This window comes from Hymenobacter sp. FMD4, from assembly GCF_058932745.1.
In genome coordinates this window covers 50,172-72,081 of sequence record NZ_JBZYWH010000009.1, presented here as the reverse complement: position 1 = coordinate 72,081, position 21,910 = coordinate 50,172, and the positions used below count along the sequence as shown (strand labels likewise).

Sequence of the window (21,910 nt, the reverse complement as noted above, 5' to 3'; positions counted from 1 at the left end):
CCCGCTTAGATGCGCACCGGTACGCCGGCCTGGCGCAAGTGCTGTTTAAGGTCAGCAATAGCTATTTCGCCGAAGTGAAAAATGGAAGCTGCCAGGCCGGCGTCGGCTTTGGCTTGCTGAAACACATCGGTGAAATGCTCCATTTTGCCGGCTCCCCCCGAAGCAATGACGGGCACGCTCACAGCCGCGCACACCGCCCCCGTTATACCAAGGGCGAAACCATCCTTGGTACCGTCGTGGCTCATGGAAGTCAGCAGCAGTTCCCCAGCGCCGCGGTCAGCTGCTTCGCGGCACCAGGCCACGGCGTCGCGGCCGGTGGCCACAGTACCGGCACGGGTGTACACCTGCCAACCGGCCTCATCACTATGCCGGGCATCCACAGCCACCACTATGCACTGCGACCCAAACCGGCGGGCCAGCTCGTCGATTAGCTCGGGGCGTTGCAGGGCGGCGGAATTGATGCTGACTTTATCGGCCCCATTGAGCAACAGAGCCTCCACATCGGCCACTGCCCCGATGCCACCACCGACGGTGAAGGGAATGTCCAGTTCCCGGGCCACGTCGCGCACCAGAGCTACCAGCGTTTGGCGCTTCTGATTGGTGGCGGTGATATCCAGAAAGACGAGTTCGTCGGCGCCTTGCTGCGCGTACTGCGCCGCCAGGGCCACCGGGTCGCCGGCGTCGCGCAGGCCTTCAAAGCGGATGCCTTTGACGGTGCGCCCATCTTTAACGTCGAGGCAGGGAATGATTCGTTTGGTAAGCATGAGCTTGTGAAGTGAGAGAGACAAGTCAAGCGGCGGCTGAGTACTGTACTACCCGACAACCGGATTTAAGCTCGGAAGGATGAATGATGATGCCGGGCTTACGCTATGAAGCGCACCAACTCTTCCAGCTTGATGGTACCCTCGTAAATGGCCTTCCCGATGATGGCTCCGTGCATTCCGGTCTCAGCCAGGGCTTCCACATCGGCAATGGTGGTAACGCCGCCGCTGGCCACTAGCCGCGCCTGGGGCAGTTCTATGCGCAGCAGCTGATAGGTGCTCAGTGCTGGCCCCTGCAACTTGCCGTCTTTGCTGACATCGGTGCAGATAAAGGTGTGCGCCCCAGCGGCTAGATAGGCCTCCACAAACTCCGCCAGGGTCCGCTCCGATTCTTCGGCCCAGGCGTTGATGGCAATGTGGTTGTTGCGGAAATCAGCGCCCACGATAATACGCTCCGCCCCGAAACGGTTAAGCCAGCCCTGCACCGTTTCCGGCTCCCGTACGGCAATGCTACCGGCTGTAATCTGGGTTGCGCCGGCATCGAAAGCCTGTCGCACGGCTTCCTCCTGCTGCAGGCCACCACCGAAATCAATGACCAGCTTGGTATGCCGCGCGATGCGTTCCAGCACCGGCAGGTTCACGGGCCGCTTGGCGCGGGCCCCGTCAAGGTCTACCAAGTGCAGGCGGCGCACGCCGTGCTGCTCGAAGCGCTGCGCCACGGCCAGCGGGTCGGAATCATAAGTGGTTTGCTGCGCAAAGTCGCCTTCGGTCAAGCGCACGCACTGGCCTCCGATCAGGTCGATGGCGGGAATGATTTCCATAATTAGAGGCTGAGGAAGTTTTGAAGAATGCGCGTGCCTACGGGGCCGCTTTTCTCGGCGTGAAACTGCACGGCGTAGAAGTTCTGGTGCTGCACCGCCGCGCTGAACGGAGCTGGGTAAGCCCCTTCGGCAATGGTATAGTCACCAACCGGCGCGTAGTAGCTATGCACGAAGTACACGTAGTCTTCCTCGCGCAAGCCAGCGAATAACGGCGAGCGAAGGTTCTGCATAGTATTCCAGCCCATGTGCGGCACCTTGTGCCCGGCATCGGGTACAAAGCGCTTCACCTCGAATGGCAGCACACCCAATAGTTGCGTGTCGCCTTCTTCGCTGTGCTGCCCGAGCAGCTGCATACCCAAGCATATACCGAGGAAGGGCTGCGTCAAGGTGGGAAGCAGTTGGTCTAATCCCTGAGCCCGTAATTCCTGCATGGCGGATGCGGCTTCCCCTTCGCCGGGGAACAACACTTTATCGGCCCGGCGCAGGGTCTCGTGGTCGGCCGTGAGCGTGGCCTGCACCCCCAAGCGCTCCAAGGCGTACAAGACCGACTGTACGTTGCCGCCTTTGTAATCTACGACTGCTATTTCCATTTGGGACAGCGTGTATTTACTAAAATGGTTCATGCAGGAAATCCGCCTGTTCTGCTTCCTAAACTCGTTTCCAAATCTCGCTTACTCATTTGTGTAAACATATGTTATAAACCTACAGTACCCCCTTAGTGCTAGGGATTTCCATTTTGGAAGCATCCCGTTGCAGTGCCATCTTGGTAGCTTTGGCTACGGCCTTGAATATGGCTTCGATCTTGTGGTGTTCGTTCTCACCTTCACACTTAATATTCAGGTTACAGCGGGCGGCATCTGAGAAGCTTTTAAAGAAATGGTAAAACATTTCCGTCGGCATGTCCCCTACTTTTTCACGCTTGAACGTAGCATCCCATACCAACCAGGGCCGGCCGGAGAAGTCAATGGCCGCCTGCGCCAAGGCGTCGTCCATGGGTAACAGGAAACCGTAGCGCGCTAGTCCCCGCTTGTCGCCGAGGGCTTGGGTGAAAGCTTCGCCAATGGCAATTGCCGTGTCTTCGATGGTATGGTGCTCGTCGATGTGCAAGTCTCCTTGTACCTCCACCAGCATATCAACGCCGCTGTGCTTGGCGAGCTGATCAATCATGTGGTCAAAAAACCCGAGCCCGGTTTTTATACTGTGTTGCCCGCTGCCGTCGAGGTTGAGCTCCACCCGAATCTTGGTTTCGTTGGTGTCGCGTTGTACCACTGCCTTGCGCGCCGGCAAACGCAGGAATTGGTAGATGGCATCCCAACTGGTAGTAGTAAGGACTGCGCGGGCATCGATCAGCTCGTCGCTGATCAAGATGGATTGGCAGCCGAGGTTCTCGGCCATCTGCACATCGGTAAGCCGGTCGCCGAGCACAAATGAGTTAGGCAGGTCATAACCGTTGGCCGGATCGAGGTACTGCGTGAGCATGCCGGTGCCGGGCTTGCGCGTCGGCAGGTTCTCGTGCGGGAAGCTACGGTCGACGTGGCTGGCCGCAAACTCCACTCCTTCCCCGCGCAGAATGTCGAACATCAGATTCTGGCAAGGCCAGAACGTATCCTCCGGAAAGCTGGCGGTGCCGAGGCCGTCCTGATTGGTCACGAGTACCAACTCGTAGTCCAACTCGCGGGCGATGCGAGCCAGATTACTGATGGCCCCGGGCAAAAACTGAAACTTATCAAAGCTGTCGACCTGCTGGCTGGGCTGCGGCTCTACGAGGATGGTCCCGTCGCGGTCGATGAAGAGTACTTTTTTCATGCGGTGGCGCGAAGCTCCGGCTTCGCGAGTCGTTGAATGAAGTGTGAGCAATCCGGATATGGCTGAGCCAGCCCAGGTTGCACGGTCGTTATTGATACTGCCGCAGCGCGGTCAGCAAATGTTCGTTTTCGGCGGGCGTGCCCACGGTCAGGCGGAGGCAGCCGGCGCAGCCGGGCTGGGTGGTACGGTTGCGCACCACGATGCCCAAGCCCAGCAGGTATTCATACACGGCTGTGGCATCGGGCCGAAAGCGCACCAACAAGAAGTTGGCATCGGAAGCAAATACTTTCTCCACGATGCCGAGCCCCGGCAGCTGCTCCTGCAGCCAGTCGCGCCCCGCGAGCAGTTCGCGGCGCATCTGCTCGAAGCGCTCCAGGTCTTGCAGGCCGGCCAGGGCGTGCTGCTGTGTAGCCTCTGATATATTATAAGGAGGCTTGATCTTGTTCAGGTACCCGATAATGGCCGGCGAAGCGAAGGCCATACCCAGCCGCAGCCCAGCCATTCCCCAGGCTTTGGAAAAGGTCTGGAGCACCACCAGGTTTTCAAACTCGTCGAGCCGCGTGGTCCAGCTGGGCGCATCGGCGAAGTCAATGTAAGCTTCGTCCACTACCACCAAGCCATCAAACCCGCGCAGCACTTGCTCGATTGCCGCCTGATGGAGCAGGTTGCCCGTGGGGTTATTGGGCGAGCAGAGAAAAACCAGTTTGGCCGACGAAGCCAACACCTTATTAATAGCGTCGTCCGAAAGTTGAAAATCGGGGGTCAACGGAATGCGCTCCACGGCCACGTCATTCAGGTTAGCGGCCACTTCGTACATGCCGTAAGTCGGAGGCAGAATGGCGATGCTGTCCTGCCCAGGCACGCAGGTCAGACGCAGCAGCAGGTCGATGGCTTCGTCGGAGCCGTTGCCGAGAAAGATCTGCTCGGGGCGCACCTGCTTGAGGCGGGCTACCTCCGCCTTGACCTGCCGTTGCAGCGGATCGGGGTAGCGGTTAAAGCTCTGGGGACCCACCGAGCCGATGCTGTTTTCGTTGGCATCCAGCATTACCTGCGCCGTGCCCTGAAATTCGTCGCGGGCCGAGGCGTAAGGCTTCATGGCCCGCACGTTGGGCCGGATGAGCTGTTCGAGATTCATTGGATTCAATGATCAGTTGTCAGAGTGCCCGATAAGCAATGCACGGGCGGCGCCGGGTTACCAGCGGCCCAGATTGCCCACGGCTCCTTATGTATTGATGGTTTCCAGGCGCAGCGTCACGGCGCGGGCATGCGCTCGGAGCCCTTCGGCTTCGGCCATGGTTTCGACGGCCGGGCCCACATTGCGCAGCCCTTCGGCGGTGATGCGTTGGAAGGTAATTTTCTTCACAAACGAATCAAGCGACACGCCGCTGTAGTTGCGGGCGTAGCCGTTGGTAGGCAGCGTGTGGTTGGTACCCGAAGCGTAGTCGCCGGCGGCTTCGGGCGTGAGGTGCCCCAGGAATACCGAGCCGGCGCTGGTGACGCCGGCAGCCAGTTCCTCGGCATTGTCCACGGCCAGGATCAAGTGCTCGGGCGCGTACTGATTTGAGAACAGCAGCATCTCTTCGGGCGTGCGCAACAGTATAGCGCGGCTTTCGCGCAAGGCCATTGCCGCCACGTCACGGCGGGGAAGCTCGGCCAATTGCCGTTGAACTTCCTTTGTCACCTGCTCGAGCACCGCCAGAGAATTTGACAGCAGCACCACTTGCGAATCCGGGCCGTGCTCGGCCTGAGACAATAAATCCGCCGCTACAAAGGCGGGGTTAGCCGATTCGTCGGCGATAACCAGTACTTCCGACGGGCCGGCGGGCATATCAATGGCCACCCCGCGCTGGGCCGCCAGCTGCTTGGCGGCTGTGACGTAACGGTTGCCGGGACCGAAGATTTTGTCGACGGCCGGTACGCTGGCCGTACCACCCGTGAGGGCCGCAATGGCCTGAGCGCCGCCCGCTTTTACAATCGTGGGAATGCCTAACAGATCCGCCGTAAACAGAATAACCGGGTTGATGGAACCGTCCTTAGCCGGTGGCGTGCACAATACAATATCGGGGCAACCCGCCAGCCGAGCCGGCACTCCCAGCATCAGCAAAGTACTGAAAAGCGGTGCCGTTCCACCCGGAATGTACAGCCCCACGCGTTGCACCGACACCGCCCTACGCCAGCATTCCACACCGGGCATGGTTTCCAGGCGGAGCTCCGTTTCGCGCTGGGCCGCGTGAAAGCGTTCAATATTATCCTTAGCCAGTCGAATGGCTGCCTGCAGTTCGGCCGGAACCTGGGCCACGGCAGCTGTGACTTCCTCTTCCGAAACGCGGAGTGAATTCAATTCAGCGCCATCAAGCACGGCTCCGTAGTGCAGTAGAGCTTCGTCGCCGCGCTGGCGCACATCGTCGAAGATTTCGCGCACGCGCTGCTCTACCTGCAGGGCTTCGCCCTGGGCCGGTCGCTGCTGCAGCGCTGCCCACTCCGCCGACAGGGGGTATTTAATGAGTTGCATAGTTCTTCAGAGCTAGACTCAGGAGCTGGGAGTTACTAAATCGGCAGGCAGAGCGTTATCCTTTTGCTTGCTTGCTCCCACTCCCAGATTCATTAGGCAATCATTTTTTCAATTGGCAGCACCAGAATGCCTTCAGCCCCGACGGCTTTGAGCTGATCGGTAATGTGCCAGAAGTCGTCCTCATTGACCACCGACTGCACCGACACCCAGCCTTCTTCGGCCAGCGGCGTCACTGTGGGCGACTTAATTCCGGGCAGCAACGCCTTTACCGCGTCGAGCGACGCTACGGGAGCGTTCAGCAGGATGTATTTGTTGCGGCGGGCGCGGCGCACGGCTTGCATGCGGAAGCGCAGCTGGTTTAGCAAGTCCTGCTTTTCCGCCGACAATTGCTGGTTGGCAATCAGCACGGCTTCGGAACGAAACACCGTTTCCACTTCGCGCAAGCCGTTGCCGAGCAAGGTAGAGCCCGACGAAACGATGTCGCAAATGGCATCGGCCAGCCCAATGCTCGGGGCTATTTCCACCGAACCGCTGATGGTGTGCAGGTGGGCCTTCACGCCTTGCCCAGCAAGGTAGTTGCCCAGAATCTGCGGGTACGAGGTAGCGATGTTCATGCCTTGCAGATCGGCGATGGAATCGTACGCCGCCCCGCGCGGCACGGCCAGCGACAGGCGGCACTTGCTGAAACCCAGCGGCTCGACTTCCAACGCCGGCAGCCCGGCCTCGATCAGCACGTTCTGGCCTACGATGCCCAGGTCGGCGACACCATCCTGCACGTAGCCGGGAATGTCGTCGTCGCGCAAAAACAGGATTTCGAGGGGAAAGTTGGTGGCTTCGGTCTTGAGCTTGTACGAGCTGCTCACGAAGCCAATGCCGCATTCGCGAATCAGCGAAAGAGAATCCTCGCTTAAGCGACCGGATTTCTGGATAGCCAGACGAATCATGGAAATAAAATCAACGGGAAACGATGCAGCGCCGGCGCTCCAGTAGAGCACGAACGTAGATGGCATCGAAAGAAAATTGAGAAGCTGGCCATACCGCCCGTCCTTGGGGCAGCGGATAAGACCTAAACCAGCGGGGGCGACGTAGGTTCGGACCGTAGCCGAACGCTTATACGTAGTTTATTCCTCTCCCGGGGAGGAATGGTGGTGATGATGACCGGCATGTCCGTGCGCGGCAGCCCCATGACAGGCAACCGGCAACAATTCAGGGCGCAACGAGGCGGCGAGGGACATTCGGTGAGGAATAGTTGACGCAAAGGTAAACACCGGAACGGTTTTCGCAAGGAATCGTTGCCGCGGTTCAACAGGAATTGACCTATCACATGAAAATGTGGTTTAATCCTTTTGCCACGGCGCTTGTCGTATCTTAGCAACCTTTCCACCGGACTGAGTTGTCGGCACCACACCCCTTGCACCCGCTATGCTCCGCTTGCTCTGCTTCTGCTTCGCGTTCTGTTTCTGCTGCCTAGTAGCCTCGGCCCAGCATTTTCCGATACCCCAAGCCAGCCCGCACGCGCTGGTCAGCCAGACAGTAGGCCTAACGGAAATTCAAGTGGACTACCACACGCCTGGCGTTAAGAATCGGAAAGTGTGGGGCAACCTGGTACCCTACGACCAGGTATGGCGCGCCGGGGCCAATGCAAACACCATCATTACCTTTTCGGATTCGGTGCGCATCGGAGCTTATGCCGTACCTGCCGGCAAGTATTCGGTATTTGTGCTGCCTTCGGCCGAGCACGAGTGGCAGTTTATCCTGAATAAGGTGACGACTCACTGGGGTGCCGAAGGCTACGACGCCAAAAACGACCAGTTGCGTGTGCCGGTGATGCCCGAGCAAACCGCCATGCGTGAATCGTTGGTCTACTGGTTTTCGGATGTAAAGCAGAGCTCTGCCAAACTTAACCTTTCGTGGGAGGAACGCACAGTATCGGTTACCATTCGGACTGACGTGCACGCCAAAGTGCTGGCCGGAATGCGCACTGCCCTGGAAGCCCGCCCCTCCGACCCGCAACTACTGGCTCAGGCCGCTGACTACTTGATTCAAAATAAAATCGAGGCCGAACTGGCGTTGAAGTATATCAACCGCGCCATTGAACTCAATGACAGCTACACCAACAACTGGCTGAAGGCCCGTCTGATGGCTCAGAAGGAAGACTACCTGTCGGCCGTGGAAAGCGCCCGCCGCGCCATCAAGCTGGGTGACAAAGACGACGAGTCGTTCAAGAACCAGCTGCCCAACATGCGCCTGGCCCTGACGCAGTGGCAATCGAAAGCGTATTAACCCCATGACGCCCGACGCAGCTTCGGTAGAGCCCGGGCCGGCCGCGTTGCTGCAGCGGTTGGCGGCCATTGCGCCGCTGTCGGAAGCCTGCCAACAAGCCCTGCGGCACCTGATGCGCCGCGAGCAGCACCCCGCCCGTTACCAACTGTTAGCGCCTGGCCTTGTAGCTGGGCGCATTTATTTTATTGAAACCGGGCTGGTTCGCGGCTATTACCTGCACGAGGGTCGCGAAGCCAACGCCTGGTTTATGCGCGAAGGCGACTTTATCATTTCCATCGTCAGCTTTCTAACGCGCACGCCTTCGCAGGAATACATCGAGCTTTTGGAGGATAGCGTGCTGTGGTCCATCAGCCACGAGCAACTACAGCAGCTGTACAGGGAGTTTGTGGAGTTCAACCTGGTGGGCCGCGTGCTGACGGAACATTATTATGTACTGAGCGAACAGCGCACGCAGCAGTTGCGGCTGTTGAAGGCGGACCAGCGCTACGCCCAGCTACTGCAGTCGTTTCCGGCTGCATTGCAGCGCATTCCTTTGAAACACCTGGCTTCTTACCTGGGCGTCACCCCCGAAACCATTAGCCGGATTCGGGCCCAGCAGGCCCAGGAGCGAAATTGATATTTATCAAGCGTAAGACGGCGGCACGGCGGGACTTTTGGCAGGTACTTACACCTCATCCTAACCGCCATGTTACCCATCATTTTCGCCGTTTTCGTCGGTTGCTTTATTCTCGAACGACTGTACCCCGGCTGGCGCCTGCCGGCCGTGCGCACCTGGCCCACCCGGGTGCTGGCCCTTAATGCAGTGCAGTTGCTGGTGGTAGTGGTGGCCGGCCTGAGCTGGGAAAAGTGGCTTTCGGCCTATTCCGTCTTTCACCTCTCGGCACACGTGGGACCGGTCTTGGGCGGCGGCCTGGCTTATCTCATTGCCACATTCGTGTTTTATTGGTGGCACCGCGGGCGCCACCGGGTGGATTTCCTCTGGCTGCATTTTCACCAGATTCACCACAGCCCGCAGCGGCTGGAGGTCATTACCTCCTTCTACAAGCACCCAGTAGAAATGGTGGTAAATTCCATTATCGGTACGCTGCTGGTCTTCACCTTTCTGGGGCTGAGCCCGGCCGCCGGCGCGGTGTATACACTATGCACGGCCCTGGGCGAGTTTTTCTACCACACCAACGTGCGCACGCCGCAGTGGATCGGCTACATTTTTCAGCGGCCCGAAATGCACCGCATTCACCACGAGTATGAGCAGCACTCCCATAATTACGGCGACATCGTGTGGTGGGACATGCTTTTCGGCACCTACCGCAACCCCAAGGAATTCCGCTCCACCTGCGGCTTCGACCCGGAAAAAGAAGAACGCTTGGTAGACATGCTGCGCTTTCGCGACGTGCACAAGCAGTAACAAGGACATACAAATGGCATCCACCCCTGATAGCCTTGACAATATGCTCTGGCTGCTCACAAAGCCGAGGCCCACCTGTTATCAGGTGGGCCTCGGCTTTATAACAACACAGTCGGTTGTGGTTCAGAACCGCGCAATAACCCGCAGATTGAACACCCGCTGCGACAAGTAATTCGGTACGCCGTAGGTCAGGCCGTTTAGGTCTTGCACGTAGCTATAGCCGGCCACGTTATTGGCAGCCAGAATGTTAAGCGCTTCCACGCCAATCCAGATGCTTTCCGGCTCGTAGAAACGGCGCTGCTGGTCGTTGCGCACGGTCACTACTTTGGAGAAGCCCAAATCCACGCGCTTGTAGCTGCGGGTGAGCTTGCTGGTGCCGCGCAGCTCGGGCAGGCCGGGCGGGCTAAACGGTAAGCCCGTGCCAAACACCACGTTCACGTAACCACGAACTGAGGGGTTGTTGGGCAAATGGTCCTGGAAAAACACCCCGAGGTTTAGTCGCTGGTCGCTGGGCCGGCGGATGTAGCCCTGCTCCTTGCGGCCGATTACGACCCCGTCGGAATTGTACACCGACACAGAGTCACCCTGCAGGTCTTCGCGGGTGGTGAGCACGCCCAGACTAAACCACGACTCGGCCCCGCGCACAAACTCCCCGCTGATGCGCGCATCGACGCCGGCCGCGTACGCTTTGGCGATGTTGCGGGCAAAGTAGCGCAGGCGCACGTTGTCGATGTCGTATGGGATGACATCGGTAAGATATTTAAAGTATACCTCGCCGCTGAACTGGAACGGGCGCCCGAAGTAATTGAAGCGGTACTCGGTGCCGGTGATGACGTGCACGGAACGTTGCGCTTTCAGGTCCCGGTTCAACAAGCCCTGCTGGTCGCGCAGCTCGCGGTAAAACGGCGGCTGGTAATACAGGCCGGTGGCGGCTTTGTACGACAGGCGCGGGTTGCGGCGGCTGGTGGCGGCATACTGCACCCGGGGGCTCACCGTGAGCTGATTATTCACGGACCAGTAGTGCATCCGCACCCCGTAGGTCAGCGTCTTGAGTGAATCGAGCCGCCAGGTATGCTGGCCGTAGCCTTGCACGCGGTTGGAATTCAGGTCCAGATCGGTGCGCAGACGCGTGAAGCGCTGCGCTGGCACGAAGTCGGCCGAATCGACAAAGGTGTATTCGTCGAGACGATCATTGATGTGCTCCATTCCGCCTTTCACGCCGAAACGGATGGTATGACGTGGTGTAGGCTCGTAGGCGGCACGGGCTTCCAAAGTACCCAGCCAGGCACCCAGGCGGTTGCGCGAATGGTCGAAGCGGGAACCTACGTCGCGCTGGCGCACGGCTTGGTTAAAATCGGGCGAGTTCGGGTCGCGGTTGATGTCGGACAAGCGGTAGGCCGCTTCCACGTCGCGGAATTCCCACTCGCGGGTAATCAGGCCGCCGCCGATCAACTCGCCGGTCAGCTTCGGGGTGAAATGATGCGTGAGGTTCAGCCCGCCTTGGTAGGTGTCGTACTGCATCCGCTCGCGGCCATCGTAGAAGATGAACAGCCGCTGAAATTGATTGGTACCGGTGCTGAAGGTCACCTGCCCGGTTTGGGGCGCGAAGCGAAAATCGTTGCGCGCGGCCGTGGCCAGTACGCCCAGGCTGGTGCGCTGCGGATCATCCTTGGGCCCGAGGCCGGCGCGGATGTACAGTTGCCCGTCGACGTACGTGGGGTCGTAAGCACCCTGGGCGCCCCGCAGCGAGCGAAGCACGTACTGCGCATTCTTGTAGCGCACGCCCGCCAAGTAGCTCACCCGGCCCGATTTGGACACCGACTCCAGGTGCGCGGCCCCGCCCACCAGGCTGGCAGTGGCGGAAGCGGCCCGGCGCACCGGTTGCTTGTATTCGATGCTCAGCACCGACGACAGCTTGTCGCCGTAGCGCGGCTGCCAGCCACCTGAGGCAAACTCCACGCGGTCGACCAGGTCGGGATTGACAAAGCTCAGGCCTTCCTGCTGGGCGGCCGTGACCAAAAACGGCCGGTAAATCTCGATGCCGTTGACGTAGACGAGGTTTTCGTCGTAGTTGCCGCCGCGCACCGAGTAAGTGCTGGTCAGTTCGTTGTTGGCTACCACGCCGGGCAGCGTGGTCAGAATCTTGTTGAAGTCGCCGAAAGCCGACGGAATTTCCTTGGCCGTTCGCGGGTCCAGCTGCGTCAGGCTAACCTGCTCGCGGGTGTCCTCCATGCGCTGCCCGCGCACGGTCACGTTGTCGATGGCCTTTTGATCGGCTTGCAGGGCTACGTCCACTTCCACACGGCCGGCAGCTAGCTCCCGCGCCGAGATGGTCCGCCGCTGGGTGGTGTAGCCGAGGCGGCGCAGCACCAGCACCAGGGGCCGGTCGGCGGCGGGGCGGGCCACCGAAAGGCGGAAGCGGCCCGCGTCATCGGTATTCACGCCGCCGGGCTGGCCTTCCACCGCTACTGACACTTGCTCCAGAGCAGTGCCGGCGGCATCGCGCACGGTACCGCGCAGCTCCACGGTGGCCGCTTGCTCCTGAGCATAACCCGGCGCTGAGACCAGCACCAACGGAGCAGGCAGCCACAGCAGCCCGCGCAGCGCAGCGGCTGTCAGCAAGTGAGTTCGATGTACGACCATTAATTGTCGGCGGCAATAACAGCGGAGAGTTGCGCCCGCATATCGGCCAGCGTGGCGATGGGGTCTGGGGAGTTGAACACGAATGAACCGGCCACCAGCACATCGGCGCCGGCTTCCACCAGCGGCACGGCATTCTCCTGGTTTACACCGCCATCTACTTCAATCAGCGCATCGGAGCCGCAATCAGTCAGCAATTCTTTCAGCTCGGCCACTTTCTGCAGTGTATGCGGGATGAAGCTCTGGCCACCGAAGCCGGGGTTGACGGACATTATGCACACCAAGTCAATATCGGCGGCAATATCCTGCAGCACCCAGGCGGGCGTGTGCGGATTCAATGCCACGCCGGCGCGGCAGCCCAGCTTTTTGATTTGCTGGATTACACGGTGCAGGTGAGGGCAGGCTTCGTAGTGCACGGTCAGGATTTCGGCGCCGGCGTTGCGGAAGGCCTCCAGGTAATTCTGCGGGTCCTCGATCATGAGGTGCACGTCCAGCGGCTGCTTCGCGTGGCGCCGGATGGCTTCGAGCACCGGGATGCCGAAGGAAATGTTCGGCACGAAACGGCCGTCCATGATGTCGCAGTGCAGCCAGTCGGCGGCGCTGCCGGCGAGGCGCTGGGTTTCGGATTGCAGATTGGCAAAATCGGCGGCCAGCAGCGAGGGCGCCAGCAAGGGAGCAATACGGCGGGAGGAACTCATACCGCGAAGGTACAAAAAGGGCCCACCGCGTAACGCGGTGGGCCCGAGAAGAGAAAAAAGGTTATTGTTCGTTGCGGCGGTACGGCTGCCAGTCCAGCTCACCGTTGTCGCGGCGACGCAGGAACACGGTCTGGTCGTCGCGCTGCATTTTGCCGAAGGTCACGTCGCCGCGGCAGTCCAGGCATTTCACCGAGGTGTACTTGAACTTGTCCTGCGCCACGCGGGAAGACAGTTCCAGGTTATCGGAGCCGCACAGGCCACAGGCATGTACATCGGGAAAACTAAGGCGGTCGTACTCAGCCACTACTTCGTGAAACGAGCCGCCCTGCACTGTAAAGTGGAATTGGCGCCGGCCAATTCGCTTGGTTACCATTAATTGAAGCATAGTCAGTATTAACAACCCGCCAACGCGGAAGGTGCCGCTTTATTGCTGAACAAACCGCACCGTCCGGGACGGCAAATCGGCTCCGCCCTCTACCGTACAGGTATAGGTTCCGGGCTTGAGCCCGCCGAGTTGCAGTTCGGCTTTTTCGCCCGTTACGGGCTTCAATTCCTGCTCCGCTACCAAGCTTCCCGTCACACTGTGGACACGTACGCGCAGCGGCCGGCGGCGGTACGCCTCGGGTAGGTACAACGCCAATTCCTGTCCGGCCGGATTGGGGAATACACTCAGTTGATCGGCCGTTGGGCGCGCACTGCTAGAGGAAAGCGGCGTATTGGGGTTAACCAAGTTATAGGCCTGCACAAAGTTCGGAATGCCGTAACCCTTGAAATTGTCGGGGTTGTTGGCCTGCGAGCCGCTACGCTGAAGCCACTGAATAACCTGTTGGGCAGTAAGCGTGGGGTTGGCTTGCCAGAAGCCGGCAGCCATACCGGCCAGAATCGGGCAGGCGTAGGAAGTGCCGTTGCCGCGAATCACGGCGTTGCTCGGAGCCACCGCAGCCGACGCCACACCTTGCGCCGCCAGGTTGGGCTTGATGCGGTTATCGGCCGTCGGACCGATGGAGCTGAAGAACGCCTGGTTGCGCAAGGAGTCTACGGCGCCCACCGTCAGCACGGAGTCGGCATCGGCCGGGGCGCCGATGTAGCGCCACCCGTTGCCGCCATCGTTACCAGCCGAGTTGACTACCAGTATGCCCACGCGGGCGGCCATGGTAGCGGCGCGGCTGGAAATGGCGGTGCGCCCGTTCAGGTCTTGGTACGTGTAATCGCGCGAGGGAAAGTCGAAAGTAGTATAGCCCAGCGAGGAGCTAATGACGTCTACCCCTACCGAATCGGCGTACTCCGCCGCAATTAGCCAGTTGACTTCTTCCACCGGGTGCTCGGAGCGCACATCCTCCGTTATCATGAGATGGTAGCTGGCCTTGGGCGCCGTACCGATGTAATAACCCGACTGGCTGGCCGCCATAGTCGACAGCGTTAGCGTACCGTGGCTGTTCTTCTCGTACACCGTCCGGTCTTTGTCGACGAAGTCAAACGTGCTCAGAATGCGTCCTTCTTGGCGCAGCGGCTCGAAGGCTTGCATTTGATTCACGCCCGGAAAACCCGCATCGAACACGGCAATGTGCATGCCCTCGCCGCGGTAGCCGGCGTTGTGCATGGCTATAGCGCCGATCATATCCGCTTGCCAGTAAGCCTGGCCGTAGGAAGCATTACGAGCCGCGGTGGGCGCGCTTGGTGTGCTGATGCGCGGTGGTACAACTGGCTGGGGCCGCGTGGCGGCTGCACGGTTTAGCGTAGCTGCCGAGCGCACAAATGGCAGAGCCTGCAAGCGGCCGAGCGCGGCCGAGTCACACTCTACCACGGCAGCATTAAACCAGCGCGAAGTGTATACCAGCTGCACCCCGGTAGTATTGCGCACCTGGGTGGTGTAAGTTGGCGACACCGGCAAATCCCTGCCCGAAACGGCAATTCCCTGCCGCTGCCTCCGCTGCACCGAGCGGGCCGAAAGAAAGGCCTGAGGCTGAGTGGCGGTGTAAGGCGTACCGGCTTTGTCGCGGAAGTACACCAGGTGCCGCCGCACCGTGGCCGTCGGGCGCTGCGGTGGCGTGGCAGCCTCGGCTTCCGAACCGACCATCAAACCCAGCAAAAAACACAGGGAAGAAACGCGCATGGGGCAGAATAATGTTAACCCGGACAAGATACTGAATTGTACTTAGCCCTCAAGAGAGTAAACCCCGAGTACTAGTAACATACAGCAGGCTCCTTTGTCTGGGTTCCTTTTTCCGACGCGCATGCTGCACTTGCCTTCTACGCACAACGCCCTCCGGCAGCCAAGGCTACCGGAGGGCGTTGCATAGTGATTTACTGCGTCAGAAGATTATTGCACCAGCGTTTCGCGGCGCTCAGTACCCGTTTGGATGTAGCTGGTACCCACAGAACAGATGTTGGGATTCTGGCAGTAGTTCAGCTTGCGCCACTCCCGGTACACCGGTCCCACTCCCTTGGCGTACACCTGCCGCTGCACATCCAGGTAGATGGCATTGTTCTGGGCTTCATCCAGCGTGGAGGCGGTCGTCGGGTAAGTGCGGTTGCCGACTTCAAACGGCTCCCCCACGGTTTCGTAGCGCCGATTTACGGCCACAATGGTATCCCGGTCGTTGAAGGCGTTCTTGTTCCACTCCTCGCCGCTGCGCACCGGAAACACCAGTTCCACCGTACGCAGGTTGCTGCGGGTGAGCAGCAGGTTGCGCTCGTTCACGGTCAGGGTCTGGATGCTGTCGACGCGCCAGGACGCGGAGGCGTTGTCGCGCACGGAGCGCTCCACTTTATAGGTGAGCTTGCCGGCCGCGTCGCGATACGTTTCCGTCATTCGCTCGCGCAGCTGCGAGGTGGCAGTGGCCGTCACGCGGTTGTCGCGCCAGGTTTTCACCTCCACATTATAGATGCGCTCGGCACCCACCTTCAAGGGGTAGTAATCCTTGCCCATCTCCATGGGAGCTTCGGAAGTGTTTTCACATCCCATCAGCCCCAAGCCCATGGCCAGGCTTGCAGCTACTAATACGCGACGCAGCATAGAATAAAAATTGTTAAACCGTAGCCTGGGCCCCGATAACCGGCAGCGAAATGGGCGCGGCCAGATTACTCGGGCTTCGCTCAATCCAACCGCCCCCTATCACGTCCAGACCTTCGTAAAATACAGCGGCCTGGCCGGGTGCAATGGCGTGAACGGGCTCGGGGAAGTAAACGTACATCTTTCCGTCCTTCTCCTCCAAAAACGACGCCGCGCCCGGGTGATTGTACCGCACTTTCGTAACGGCCGGCACCAGCCCACGGCCTTCCAGCGACGGGTACTTGGCCATGTTCAGCCGCCCCACCACGGTAGCGGTGCGCGCCAGCTCATCGAAGTTGCCGAGTACCACTTCATTGGTTTCGGGTCGAATTTCGACCACGTACGCTGGGTAGCCTAGCGTCACGCCCAGGCCCTTGCGTTGCCCGATGGTGTAAAACGGGTAGCCCTCGTGGGTGCCCACGGCGGTGCCGTCGGTCAGCACGAACTTGCCGCCTTTCACGCGCTCTTCCAGGCCTTCCACGCGGCGCTTCAGGAAGCCGCGGTAGTCATTGTCGGGAATAAAGCAGATTTCGTAGCTCTCCGGCTTGTTCACCAGCTCCATGAAACCGCGGTCAGTGGCCATCTGCCGGATTTCCGATTTGCGCAGCTTGCCCAACGGGAAAATGGTGCGGGCCAGGCTTTCCTGTGACACGCCCCACAAGGCGTATGACTGGTCCTTGCTCTCGTCGAGGCCTTTGCTGATGACGTAGCGCCCATTTTCGTGGCGCACGTTGGCGTAGTGGCCTGTGGCTATGTACTGGCAACCAAGTTGGTCAGCACGGCGCAGCAGAGCATCCCACTTGATGTGGGTGTTGCAAAGCACGCAGGGGTTGGGCGTACGACCGGCCAGGTACTCGTTGGTAAAATCGTCGATGACGTGGTCCCCGAACTCGTTCCGGATATCGATAATGAAGTGCGGGAAGCCGAGTTGCACGGCCACGTCGCGGGCGTCGTTGATGGAATCAAGCGAGCAGCAGCCGGTTTCTTTTTTGGAACCGCCAGCGGTGGCGTAGTCCCAGGTTTTCATGGTCATGCCGACCACTTCGTAGCCCTGCTCGTGCAGCATCACGGCTGCCACGGAGGAATCGATGCCGCCGCTCATGGCGACGAGTACGCGGCCTTTAGCCGGCGCTGAGTTGGTATCTGTATTCATAAGGTAGCGCCCGCGAGGTCAAAGTTCGCGGCCGAAGTGGCAAAGGTAACACACGAAGGCCCGTCCGGGTTTCCTACCTTTGTTTTGGTTAGAGGTGACAGGTAACAAGTGACAGGCGCCCCGTACGCCCTGCTAGCGGTTGGTTACGTGTTACCTACTTCCTGTCACCTGTTACCTTCCTGCCTTGGCACTACTCACCTCCGTAATCGTTCGCGGCGTAAATAATCTTTCCGATGCGCGCTACTGCGCCGGCATGGGCGCCGACTACCTCACCTTCCGTCTCGACCCTACCCTGCCCGGCGCCGTCACGCCCGAACTGGTGCAGGAGCTCAGTAGCTGGGTGGCCGGCGTGCAGATCGTAGGGGAGTTCGACTCCCTGCCCGCTGAGCAAATTAACAGCCTTGCCCAACAGTGCGGCCTGCATGCCGTGCTGCTGCACAGCCTGCGTAGCCCCGAGGAAATGGCGGCCCTGATGCTACCAGCCATGGTGCTCGTCAAGTGGATTCCGGACATGCTGCCCGAAGACGTGGACAATCGGTTTCGTTCCATGGCACCGCATGCCGCGGGCCTGGTGCTAGCCGATTTGCCGCCCCAGCCACTCAGCAATATGCAGCTCGCTCACCTTACCGAACAGGCCCGCACCTACCCCATCTGGTTGGCGCCTGGCTTCGCCACGGCTTCCGTGCGCGAGTTGATAACGATGGTGAGCCCGAAAGGCTTGGTCCTAGAAGGCGGCGACGAAATCCGGCCTGGCCTGCGCGACTTCAGCGAGATGGAAGCCGTATTTGAAGAACTAGAAATAGAATAAGCTCTGCTGGCGGCTCAGGCCATTACGGCCGTCAGCTGCAGGATTTTCTCACCGAACCGCTGTTCACCGTGCACTTGCACGCGTTGGGCAGCGGTTTCGGCGTCTAGCTCCTTGCTAAGCAAGCGCCAGGCCACGGCGCCATCAATGGTGACGGTGGTCGTAGGCATTTCGGAGGGCGCATCTTCCTGCAGAACCCAGTGCTGGCCTTCTTGTCGTAGCCACCAGTGGTAATCGTGCTCCGCTTTTATCACTACTTGCAAGAGCGTACCCTCGGGCGCTGTTACGGCGCGGTAGTGGTGCGGCAGGGCCCGCATGGAAGTACGCAGGTACGGCTCGTACAGGTGGTGTTGCAGCAGTTCGGCCTCGCCGCGCCCCACTGCCTGCCTAATCTGTTGCTGGTGGTGCCACTTTTCGGTGTATTCTCGCGCCACGTGAAACCAGTTCTGGGATTGGCTTTCGCCCGCCCAAGCCACCGAAAACGCTGCCGGTGCCCACGGGTCCAGTGTTTCCAGGAAAGCGGTGTATTCTTTTCCCCACTGCTCCAGCAGTCCTATTACCACTGCCGGGCTTAGCCGGCGCGTGGCCGTAATCCAATCGGCGTTGAGCTGATTCAGAGAAGCCACCAGCCCGTTGTAGTTCGATAAGTCTCCCGAGGGCTGAATGCCTACGTAGCCGTCGCGCAGCATGGAAAGGGTACGCAGGTTGCCATCGAGCAGGTGCAGGGCCACGTCCATCACCTTCCAGCGCGGGGCCAGCGTCTGCCGCTCCCATTCAACGGCGCTCAGACTGCGCAAATAAGTGAGCAGTTGCTCATCAAGTTCCGGAAACAACGCCAGGGTATCGATGGGCAGCTGCTCACTCATGGCTTAGGATTTGGGCTCGAAGGAAAAATGCAGGTATTTGATGGGCACGCCTAGTTCGCGGTATTTCCGCTCGTAGGTGGTTTGAATATCGTAGGCGTGCGGCAATAACCCTGTGGTCTGATACAGATCTTTCGTGTACACCAGATTAGGGGCCTGCCGCTCCTGCAGCAGTTCCAGGCTGTAATCGAAAAGCAGTTCCGAATCAGTCTTGAGGTGTACCAAGCCGCCGGGCCGCAAGAGCTGTTGGTATAGTTCCTGAAAGCGCGGGGCGGTGAGGCGGCGTTTGGTGTCGCCGAGGCGCGGGCGCGGATCGGGAAAAGTAATCCAGATTTCGTCCAGCTCGCCGGGCGCGAAGTGTTCCAGCAGGGTTTCGGCCTGGGTACGCAGAAACCCGACATTCGTGAGGCCTTGCTCTTCGGCCAACTTACTGCCGCGGTGCATCCGCTCCCCTTTGATGTCCAGTCCCAGGAAATTGCGTTCGGGGTAGCGCGCAGCCAGCCCCACGGTGTATTCGCCTTTGCCGCAGCCTACTTCCAGGGTAATGGGATGATCGTTGCGAAAGAAGTCGCTGTGCCACCTGCCGCGCAGGGCGCCGAAGGTTTCTTTACCCGGCTCGATGATGTCGGCGCGTTGCGCATTTTCGGCAAAGCGCTTGAGTTTGATTCGACCCATGAAGGGAAATGTGTACCGGAGTACTAAGTAAGAAGAAGTGAGAAGTCGGTTTTAGGCCTGCAGCCGGAAGTAGTATCAAGCCTGGCCTGGGTACAGGTCGGGCACTTCCGCCACCACGAAGGTGCTTCCCCCCACGTAAATGACGTCCTGCGCAGAGGCCTGCTGCCGGGCCGCTGCCAGGGCTGCGGCTACCGAGCCCCAAGCCTGCCCTGCCAGCCCATGAGCAGCCGCTTGCACTGCCAGCTCGGTGGGCGGCAGCGCGCGAGGAATATTGGCGGCGCAAAAGTAATAAGTCGCGTCGGTTGGTAGTAGTTGGAGCACCTTGCCCAGCTCCTTGTCATTGACCATGCCCAACACCACGTGCAGCCGTTGGTAAGTCAGCCGGTTCAGTTGCTGCACTACCAGCCGAATGCCCGCCTCGTTGTGGGCCGTGTCGCACACCGTCAGTGGCGCCTGCCCAATTACCTGCCAGCGGCCACGCAGCCCCGTCAGCGCCTGCACATCGCGTAGGCCCGTCAAGATATGCTCGTCGCTAATGGCGAAGCCCTGCCGCCGTAACTCTTCCACCACCGCCAATACTCCAGCCAAGTTCAGGCGTTGATAATCGCCCACCAAGCCTAGTTCGGCATCGTGAAACCAGACTTCTCTACCACGCCACACGCGCAAATGTTGACTGGCCGCGGCGGGTTCATCGTGCAGCAGCTCGGCGCGGTATTGGGTATCGGCAAAGGTTAGCGGAGCGCCTTGCTGCTGCGCCACTTGTTGAAACACCGGGGCGGTTTCGGGTTGCGTCTGGCTGATGACGGCCGGGACACCGGGCTTGATAATACCCGCCTTTTCGGCAGCAATCTGCGGCAGCGTATCGCCCAAAATAGCTTGGTGGTCGTAGCTGATGTTGGTAATCAGCGAAACCAGCGGCGTAATGATGTTGGTGGAATCCAAGCGGCCGCCCAGCCCTACTTCTATCACCGCAATATCCACCTGCTCGGCCGCGAAGTAATCGTAGCACAGCGCCACGCACATCTCGAAAAACGACGGCTGGTTTTGTTCAAACAGGTCGCGCCACTTTTCCACCCAAGCCACTAAGTAGTCAGGCGCCAGCTCTTGCCCGTTTAGCCGGATGCGCTCCGTGAACTCGCGCAGGTGCGGCGAGGTGTACAAGCCGGTCTTGTACCCGGCGCTTTGCAGGATGGCCGCCAGCAAGTGTGAGCTGCTTCCCTTGCCGTTGGTGCCGGCCACGTGCACGCTGCGAAAGCGGCGCTCCGGGTGACCTAGCACCTCGCTCAGCCGCTGGATTCCCTGCAGGCCGTTTTTGAACCCGGCCGCGCCCACCCGCTGAAACATGGGCAGCCGGGTGTACAGGTACTCGAGGGTTTCGGCGTAAGTCATGGCGAGGAAAAGAATCAGGGCGCAAAAAAACGCCGCCGGCCGGAGAAAACCGACCGACGGCGCTGAATTCCCTACGGAAGCAGGCTATTCTACCCGGAAACGGTAAGTGTAAAAGCCAGTAGCTCCGCCTGTACCGCCCTTCACCCGGCGGAAGGTGGCTTTGTTGCTCACGGCATCAATGCATGCCTGCACCTGCCGCGAAGACATGTTGCTGGCCACCTTGGTTACCGAAATAATTTCGCCGTCTTCGTCGATGCGAATTTTCAGGCGGACGTAACCGCCTTCGTTATCGAGGGGCTCCACGCGGGGCGTAGTTTCGAAAGCCCAGCCGCTGTTGCCGAAACCGTCGCCCATGCCGTCGCCGCCCCCGCTACCGCCACCGCTGCCGGGGGTGCCGTAAAGGGCGCGGCCGTCAAGGGTGCCGTCGGGGCTGCCCTGGTCGCCCACGCTGCCGGGCCGGTCGCCGTTGTTGTTGCCGGCGGCTTGGCTGCTCGTGCCGCTGGTGCCGTTGCCGCCAGTGTTGGCCGTGGCGCCGCGGGGCGTAAACAAGGCCCGCTGGTTGACTTTGGGTTGCTCCGGTTCTGGCTGCTTAGCGGGTTCTTCGCGGGGCTTTGCCGGTGGGGCTTTGTCTACTGGTGGCACCTTTACGTCGGTTTCCTCCACGTCGCTGGTCACGATCTTTTCCTGCGGCGACTCTTGCACCGGTGTTACCGGCTGCCGGGCCTGCTGCGGCTCGGGGTCGGGCTGCTGGGCAGGCGGGCGGCTGTCTTCACGGTTGGGCGAGTCGTTGGCGGGCGCGGTGGTCTGGTTATCGCCGTAGCCGGCCTCATCCAGTCCGTAGTTCAGTTCCACGCCGCCACCGCCGGTGAGCACCACATCGTCGGGCGGGTTCTTGAACACAATCAGCAGAAACAACGCAGCCAGCAGCCCGTGCAGCACCACGGTCCCGATGAGGGCCTCGCGGCGGTGCTCCTGGCGAAATTCAACGGCCATGGTATGTGCGGTTTGAAAAGTTCTTCTAAAACAACGCCCCGGTGCGTCTGAGGT

At 60.1% G+C, this 21,910-nt stretch carries 21 protein-coding genes; 4 read left to right on the top strand and 17 right to left on the bottom strand.

The window, feature by feature from the left end:
* Positions 1-5: 5 nt before the first annotated feature.
* From hisF to hisG, 7 genes are all read right to left on the bottom strand, one after another.
* Positions 6-764: an imidazole glycerol phosphate synthase subunit HisF gene (hisF, locus tag AC5FXY_RS10755; protein ID WP_493556669.1), complete on the bottom strand. Its 759-nt coding sequence runs from the start codon at positions 762-764 to the stop codon at positions 6-8.
* Between the two features lie 98 nt (positions 765-862).
* Positions 863-1,582, bottom strand: a complete 720-nt coding sequence (hisA, locus tag AC5FXY_RS10750) for a 1-(5-phosphoribosyl)-5-[(5-phosphoribosylamino)methylideneamino]imidazole-4-carboxamide isomerase (protein ID WP_493556668.1) — start codon at positions 1,580-1,582, stop codon at positions 863-865.
* Positions 1,583-1,584: 2 nt separating this feature from the next.
* Positions 1,585-2,172, bottom strand: coding sequence for an imidazole glycerol phosphate synthase subunit HisH (hisH, locus tag AC5FXY_RS10745; RefSeq protein WP_493556756.1), 588 nt, complete (start codon positions 2,170-2,172; stop codon positions 1,585-1,587).
* A gap of 112 nt (positions 2,173-2,284) precedes the next feature.
* On the bottom strand, positions 2,285-3,388 hold the full coding sequence (gene hisB / locus AC5FXY_RS10740) for a bifunctional histidinol-phosphatase/imidazoleglycerol-phosphate dehydratase HisB (RefSeq protein ID WP_493556667.1): 1,104 nt from the start codon (positions 3,386-3,388) through the stop codon (positions 2,285-2,287).
* A gap of 88 nt (positions 3,389-3,476) precedes the next feature.
* Positions 3,477-4,523, bottom strand: a complete 1,047-nt coding sequence (gene hisC / locus AC5FXY_RS10735; RefSeq protein ID WP_493556666.1) for a histidinol-phosphate transaminase — start codon at positions 4,521-4,523, stop codon at positions 3,477-3,479.
* An 87-nt stretch (positions 4,524-4,610) separates the two neighbouring features.
* Positions 4,611-5,900, bottom strand: coding sequence for a histidinol dehydrogenase (hisD, locus tag AC5FXY_RS10730; RefSeq protein ID WP_493556665.1), 1,290 nt, complete (start codon positions 5,898-5,900; stop codon positions 4,611-4,613).
* A gap of 92 nt (positions 5,901-5,992) precedes the next feature.
* Entirely contained in the window at positions 5,993-6,844 is an 852-nt protein-coding gene (gene hisG / locus AC5FXY_RS10725; RefSeq protein ID WP_493556755.1) for an ATP phosphoribosyltransferase, read from the bottom strand.
* 478 nt (positions 6,845-7,322) lie between these two features.
* Between hisG and AC5FXY_RS10720 the strand changes: the two genes are divergently transcribed.
* From AC5FXY_RS10720 to AC5FXY_RS10710, 3 genes are all read left to right on the top strand, one after another.
* On the top strand, positions 7,323-8,183 hold the full coding sequence (locus tag AC5FXY_RS10720) for a DUF2911 domain-containing protein (RefSeq protein WP_493556664.1): 861 nt from the start codon (positions 7,323-7,325) through the stop codon (positions 8,181-8,183).
* 4 nt (positions 8,184-8,187) lie between these two features.
* Positions 8,188-8,799, top strand: a complete 612-nt coding sequence (locus AC5FXY_RS10715) for a Crp/Fnr family transcriptional regulator (protein WP_493556663.1) — start codon at positions 8,188-8,190, stop codon at positions 8,797-8,799.
* A gap of 69 nt (positions 8,800-8,868) precedes the next feature.
* Positions 8,869-9,588, top strand: a complete 720-nt coding sequence (locus AC5FXY_RS10710) for a sterol desaturase family protein (RefSeq protein WP_493556662.1) — start codon at positions 8,869-8,871, stop codon at positions 9,586-9,588.
* Between the two features lie 123 nt (positions 9,589-9,711).
* Here the strand turns inward: AC5FXY_RS10710 and AC5FXY_RS10705 are convergent, their stop codons facing one another.
* The 6 genes from AC5FXY_RS10705 to mnmA all read right to left on the bottom strand — a co-directional run bounded on the left by AC5FXY_RS10705 (position 9,712) and on the right by mnmA (position 17,131).
* A complete protein-coding gene (locus AC5FXY_RS10705) occupies positions 9,712-12,231 on the bottom strand; it encodes a TonB-dependent receptor (protein WP_493556661.1) in 2,520 nt (839 codons plus the stop codon).
* Positions 12,231-12,926, bottom strand: a complete 696-nt coding sequence (gene rpe / locus AC5FXY_RS10700) for a ribulose-phosphate 3-epimerase (protein WP_493556660.1) — start codon at positions 12,924-12,926, stop codon at positions 12,231-12,233. Before rpe ends, AC5FXY_RS10705 begins: the two co-directional genes overlap by 1 nt.
* A 61-nt stretch (positions 12,927-12,987) precedes the next feature.
* Positions 12,988-13,311, bottom strand: coding sequence for a hypothetical protein (locus AC5FXY_RS10695; protein ID WP_493556659.1), 324 nt, complete (start codon positions 13,309-13,311; stop codon positions 12,988-12,990).
* Between the two features lie 39 nt (positions 13,312-13,350).
* Positions 13,351-15,039: a S8 family peptidase gene (locus AC5FXY_RS10690; RefSeq protein WP_493556658.1), complete on the bottom strand. Its 1,689-nt coding sequence runs from the start codon at positions 15,037-15,039 to the stop codon at positions 13,351-13,353.
* 207 nt (positions 15,040-15,246) lie between these two features.
* Entirely contained in the window at positions 15,247-15,942 is a 696-nt protein-coding gene (locus AC5FXY_RS10685) for a hypothetical protein (RefSeq protein ID WP_493556657.1), read from the bottom strand.
* Between the two features lie 13 nt (positions 15,943-15,955).
* Positions 15,956-17,131 carry a tRNA 2-thiouridine(34) synthase MnmA gene (gene mnmA, locus AC5FXY_RS10680; protein WP_493556656.1) on the bottom strand — a complete coding sequence of 392 codons (1,176 nt, stop codon included), beginning with the start codon at positions 17,129-17,131 and terminating at the stop codon, positions 15,956-15,958.
* Between the two features lie 184 nt (positions 17,132-17,315).
* Here mnmA and trpF point away from each other — a divergent pair, with 184 nt between their 5' ends.
* A complete protein-coding gene (gene trpF, locus AC5FXY_RS10675; protein WP_493556655.1) occupies positions 17,316-17,939 on the top strand; it encodes a phosphoribosylanthranilate isomerase in 624 nt (207 codons plus the stop codon).
* A gap of 14 nt (positions 17,940-17,953) precedes the next feature.
* Here trpF and AC5FXY_RS10670 read toward each other — a convergent pair whose 3' ends face one another.
* The 4 genes from AC5FXY_RS10670 to AC5FXY_RS10655 all read right to left on the bottom strand — a co-directional run bounded on the left by AC5FXY_RS10670 (position 17,954) and on the right by AC5FXY_RS10655 (position 21,856).
* Complete coding sequence (locus AC5FXY_RS10670) at positions 17,954-18,802, bottom strand: maleylpyruvate isomerase N-terminal domain-containing protein (protein ID WP_493556654.1); 849 nt, start codon at positions 18,800-18,802, stop codon at positions 17,954-17,956.
* 3 nt (positions 18,803-18,805) lie between these two features.
* Positions 18,806-19,474, bottom strand: coding sequence for a tRNA (guanosine(46)-N7)-methyltransferase TrmB (gene trmB, locus AC5FXY_RS10665; RefSeq protein ID WP_493556653.1), 669 nt, complete (start codon positions 19,472-19,474; stop codon positions 18,806-18,808).
* Positions 19,475-19,549: 75 nt separating this feature from the next.
* Positions 19,550-20,863 carry a bifunctional folylpolyglutamate synthase/dihydrofolate synthase gene (locus tag AC5FXY_RS10660; protein WP_493556652.1) on the bottom strand — a complete coding sequence of 438 codons (1,314 nt, stop codon included), beginning with the start codon at positions 20,861-20,863 and terminating at the stop codon, positions 19,550-19,552.
* A gap of 84 nt (positions 20,864-20,947) precedes the next feature.
* A complete protein-coding gene (locus tag AC5FXY_RS10655; RefSeq protein WP_493556651.1) occupies positions 20,948-21,856 on the bottom strand; it encodes a hypothetical protein in 909 nt (302 codons plus the stop codon).
* Between the last annotated feature and the right edge of the window lie 54 nt (positions 21,857-21,910).

What these genes read in the sequence shown, in the direction of transcription:
- hisF (WP_493556669.1), bottom strand. Translation starts at nt 764, where the DNA reads ATGCTTACCAAACGAATCATTCCCTGCCTCGACGTTAAAGATGGGCGC.
- hisA (WP_493556668.1), bottom strand. Translation starts at nt 1,582, where the DNA reads ATGGAAATCATTCCCGCCATCGACCTGATCGGAGGCCAGTGCGTGCGC.
- hisH (WP_493556756.1), bottom strand. Translation starts at nt 2,172, where the DNA reads ATGGAAATAGCAGTCGTAGATTACAAAGGCGGCAACGTACAGTCGGTC.
- hisB (WP_493556667.1), bottom strand. Translation starts at nt 3,388, where the DNA reads ATGAAAAAAGTACTCTTCATCGACCGCGACGGGACCATCCTCGTAGAG.
- hisC (WP_493556666.1), bottom strand. Translation starts at nt 4,523, where the DNA reads ATGAATCTCGAACAGCTCATCCGGCCCAACGTGCGGGCCATGAAGCCT.
- hisD (WP_493556665.1), bottom strand. Translation starts at nt 5,900, where the DNA reads ATGCAACTCATTAAATACCCCCTGTCGGCGGAGTGGGCAGCGCTGCAG.
- hisG (WP_493556755.1), bottom strand. Translation starts at nt 6,844, where the DNA reads ATGATTCGTCTGGCTATCCAGAAATCCGGTCGCTTAAGCGAGGATTCT.
- AC5FXY_RS10720 (WP_493556664.1), top strand. Translation starts at nt 7,323, where the DNA reads ATGCTCCGCTTGCTCTGCTTCTGCTTCGCGTTCTGTTTCTGCTGCCTA.
- AC5FXY_RS10715 (WP_493556663.1), top strand. Translation starts at nt 8,188, where the DNA reads ATGACGCCCGACGCAGCTTCGGTAGAGCCCGGGCCGGCCGCGTTGCTG.
- AC5FXY_RS10710 (WP_493556662.1), top strand. Translation starts at nt 8,869, where the DNA reads ATGTTACCCATCATTTTCGCCGTTTTCGTCGGTTGCTTTATTCTCGAA.
- AC5FXY_RS10705 (WP_493556661.1), bottom strand. Translation starts at nt 12,231, where the DNA reads ATGGTCGTACATCGAACTCACTTGCTGACAGCCGCTGCGCTGCGCGGG.
- rpe (WP_493556660.1), bottom strand. Translation starts at nt 12,926, where the DNA reads ATGAGTTCCTCCCGCCGTATTGCTCCCTTGCTGGCGCCCTCGCTGCTG.
- AC5FXY_RS10695 (WP_493556659.1), bottom strand. Translation starts at nt 13,311, where the DNA reads ATGCTTCAATTAATGGTAACCAAGCGAATTGGCCGGCGCCAATTCCAC.
- AC5FXY_RS10690 (WP_493556658.1), bottom strand. Translation starts at nt 15,039, where the DNA reads ATGCGCGTTTCTTCCCTGTGTTTTTTGCTGGGTTTGATGGTCGGTTCG.
- AC5FXY_RS10685 (WP_493556657.1), bottom strand. Translation starts at nt 15,942, where the DNA reads ATGCTGCGTCGCGTATTAGTAGCTGCAAGCCTGGCCATGGGCTTGGGG.
- mnmA (WP_493556656.1), bottom strand. Translation starts at nt 17,131, where the DNA reads ATGAATACAGATACCAACTCAGCGCCGGCTAAAGGCCGCGTACTCGTC.
- AC5FXY_RS10670 (WP_493556654.1), bottom strand. Translation starts at nt 18,802, where the DNA reads ATGAGTGAGCAGCTGCCCATCGATACCCTGGCGTTGTTTCCGGAACTT.
- trmB (WP_493556653.1), bottom strand. Translation starts at nt 19,474, where the DNA reads ATGGGTCGAATCAAACTCAAGCGCTTTGCCGAAAATGCGCAACGCGCC.
- AC5FXY_RS10660 (WP_493556652.1), bottom strand. Translation starts at nt 20,863, where the DNA reads ATGACTTACGCCGAAACCCTCGAGTACCTGTACACCCGGCTGCCCATG.
- AC5FXY_RS10655 (WP_493556651.1), bottom strand. Translation starts at nt 21,856, where the DNA reads ATGGCCGTTGAATTTCGCCAGGAGCACCGCCGCGAGGCCCTCATCGGG.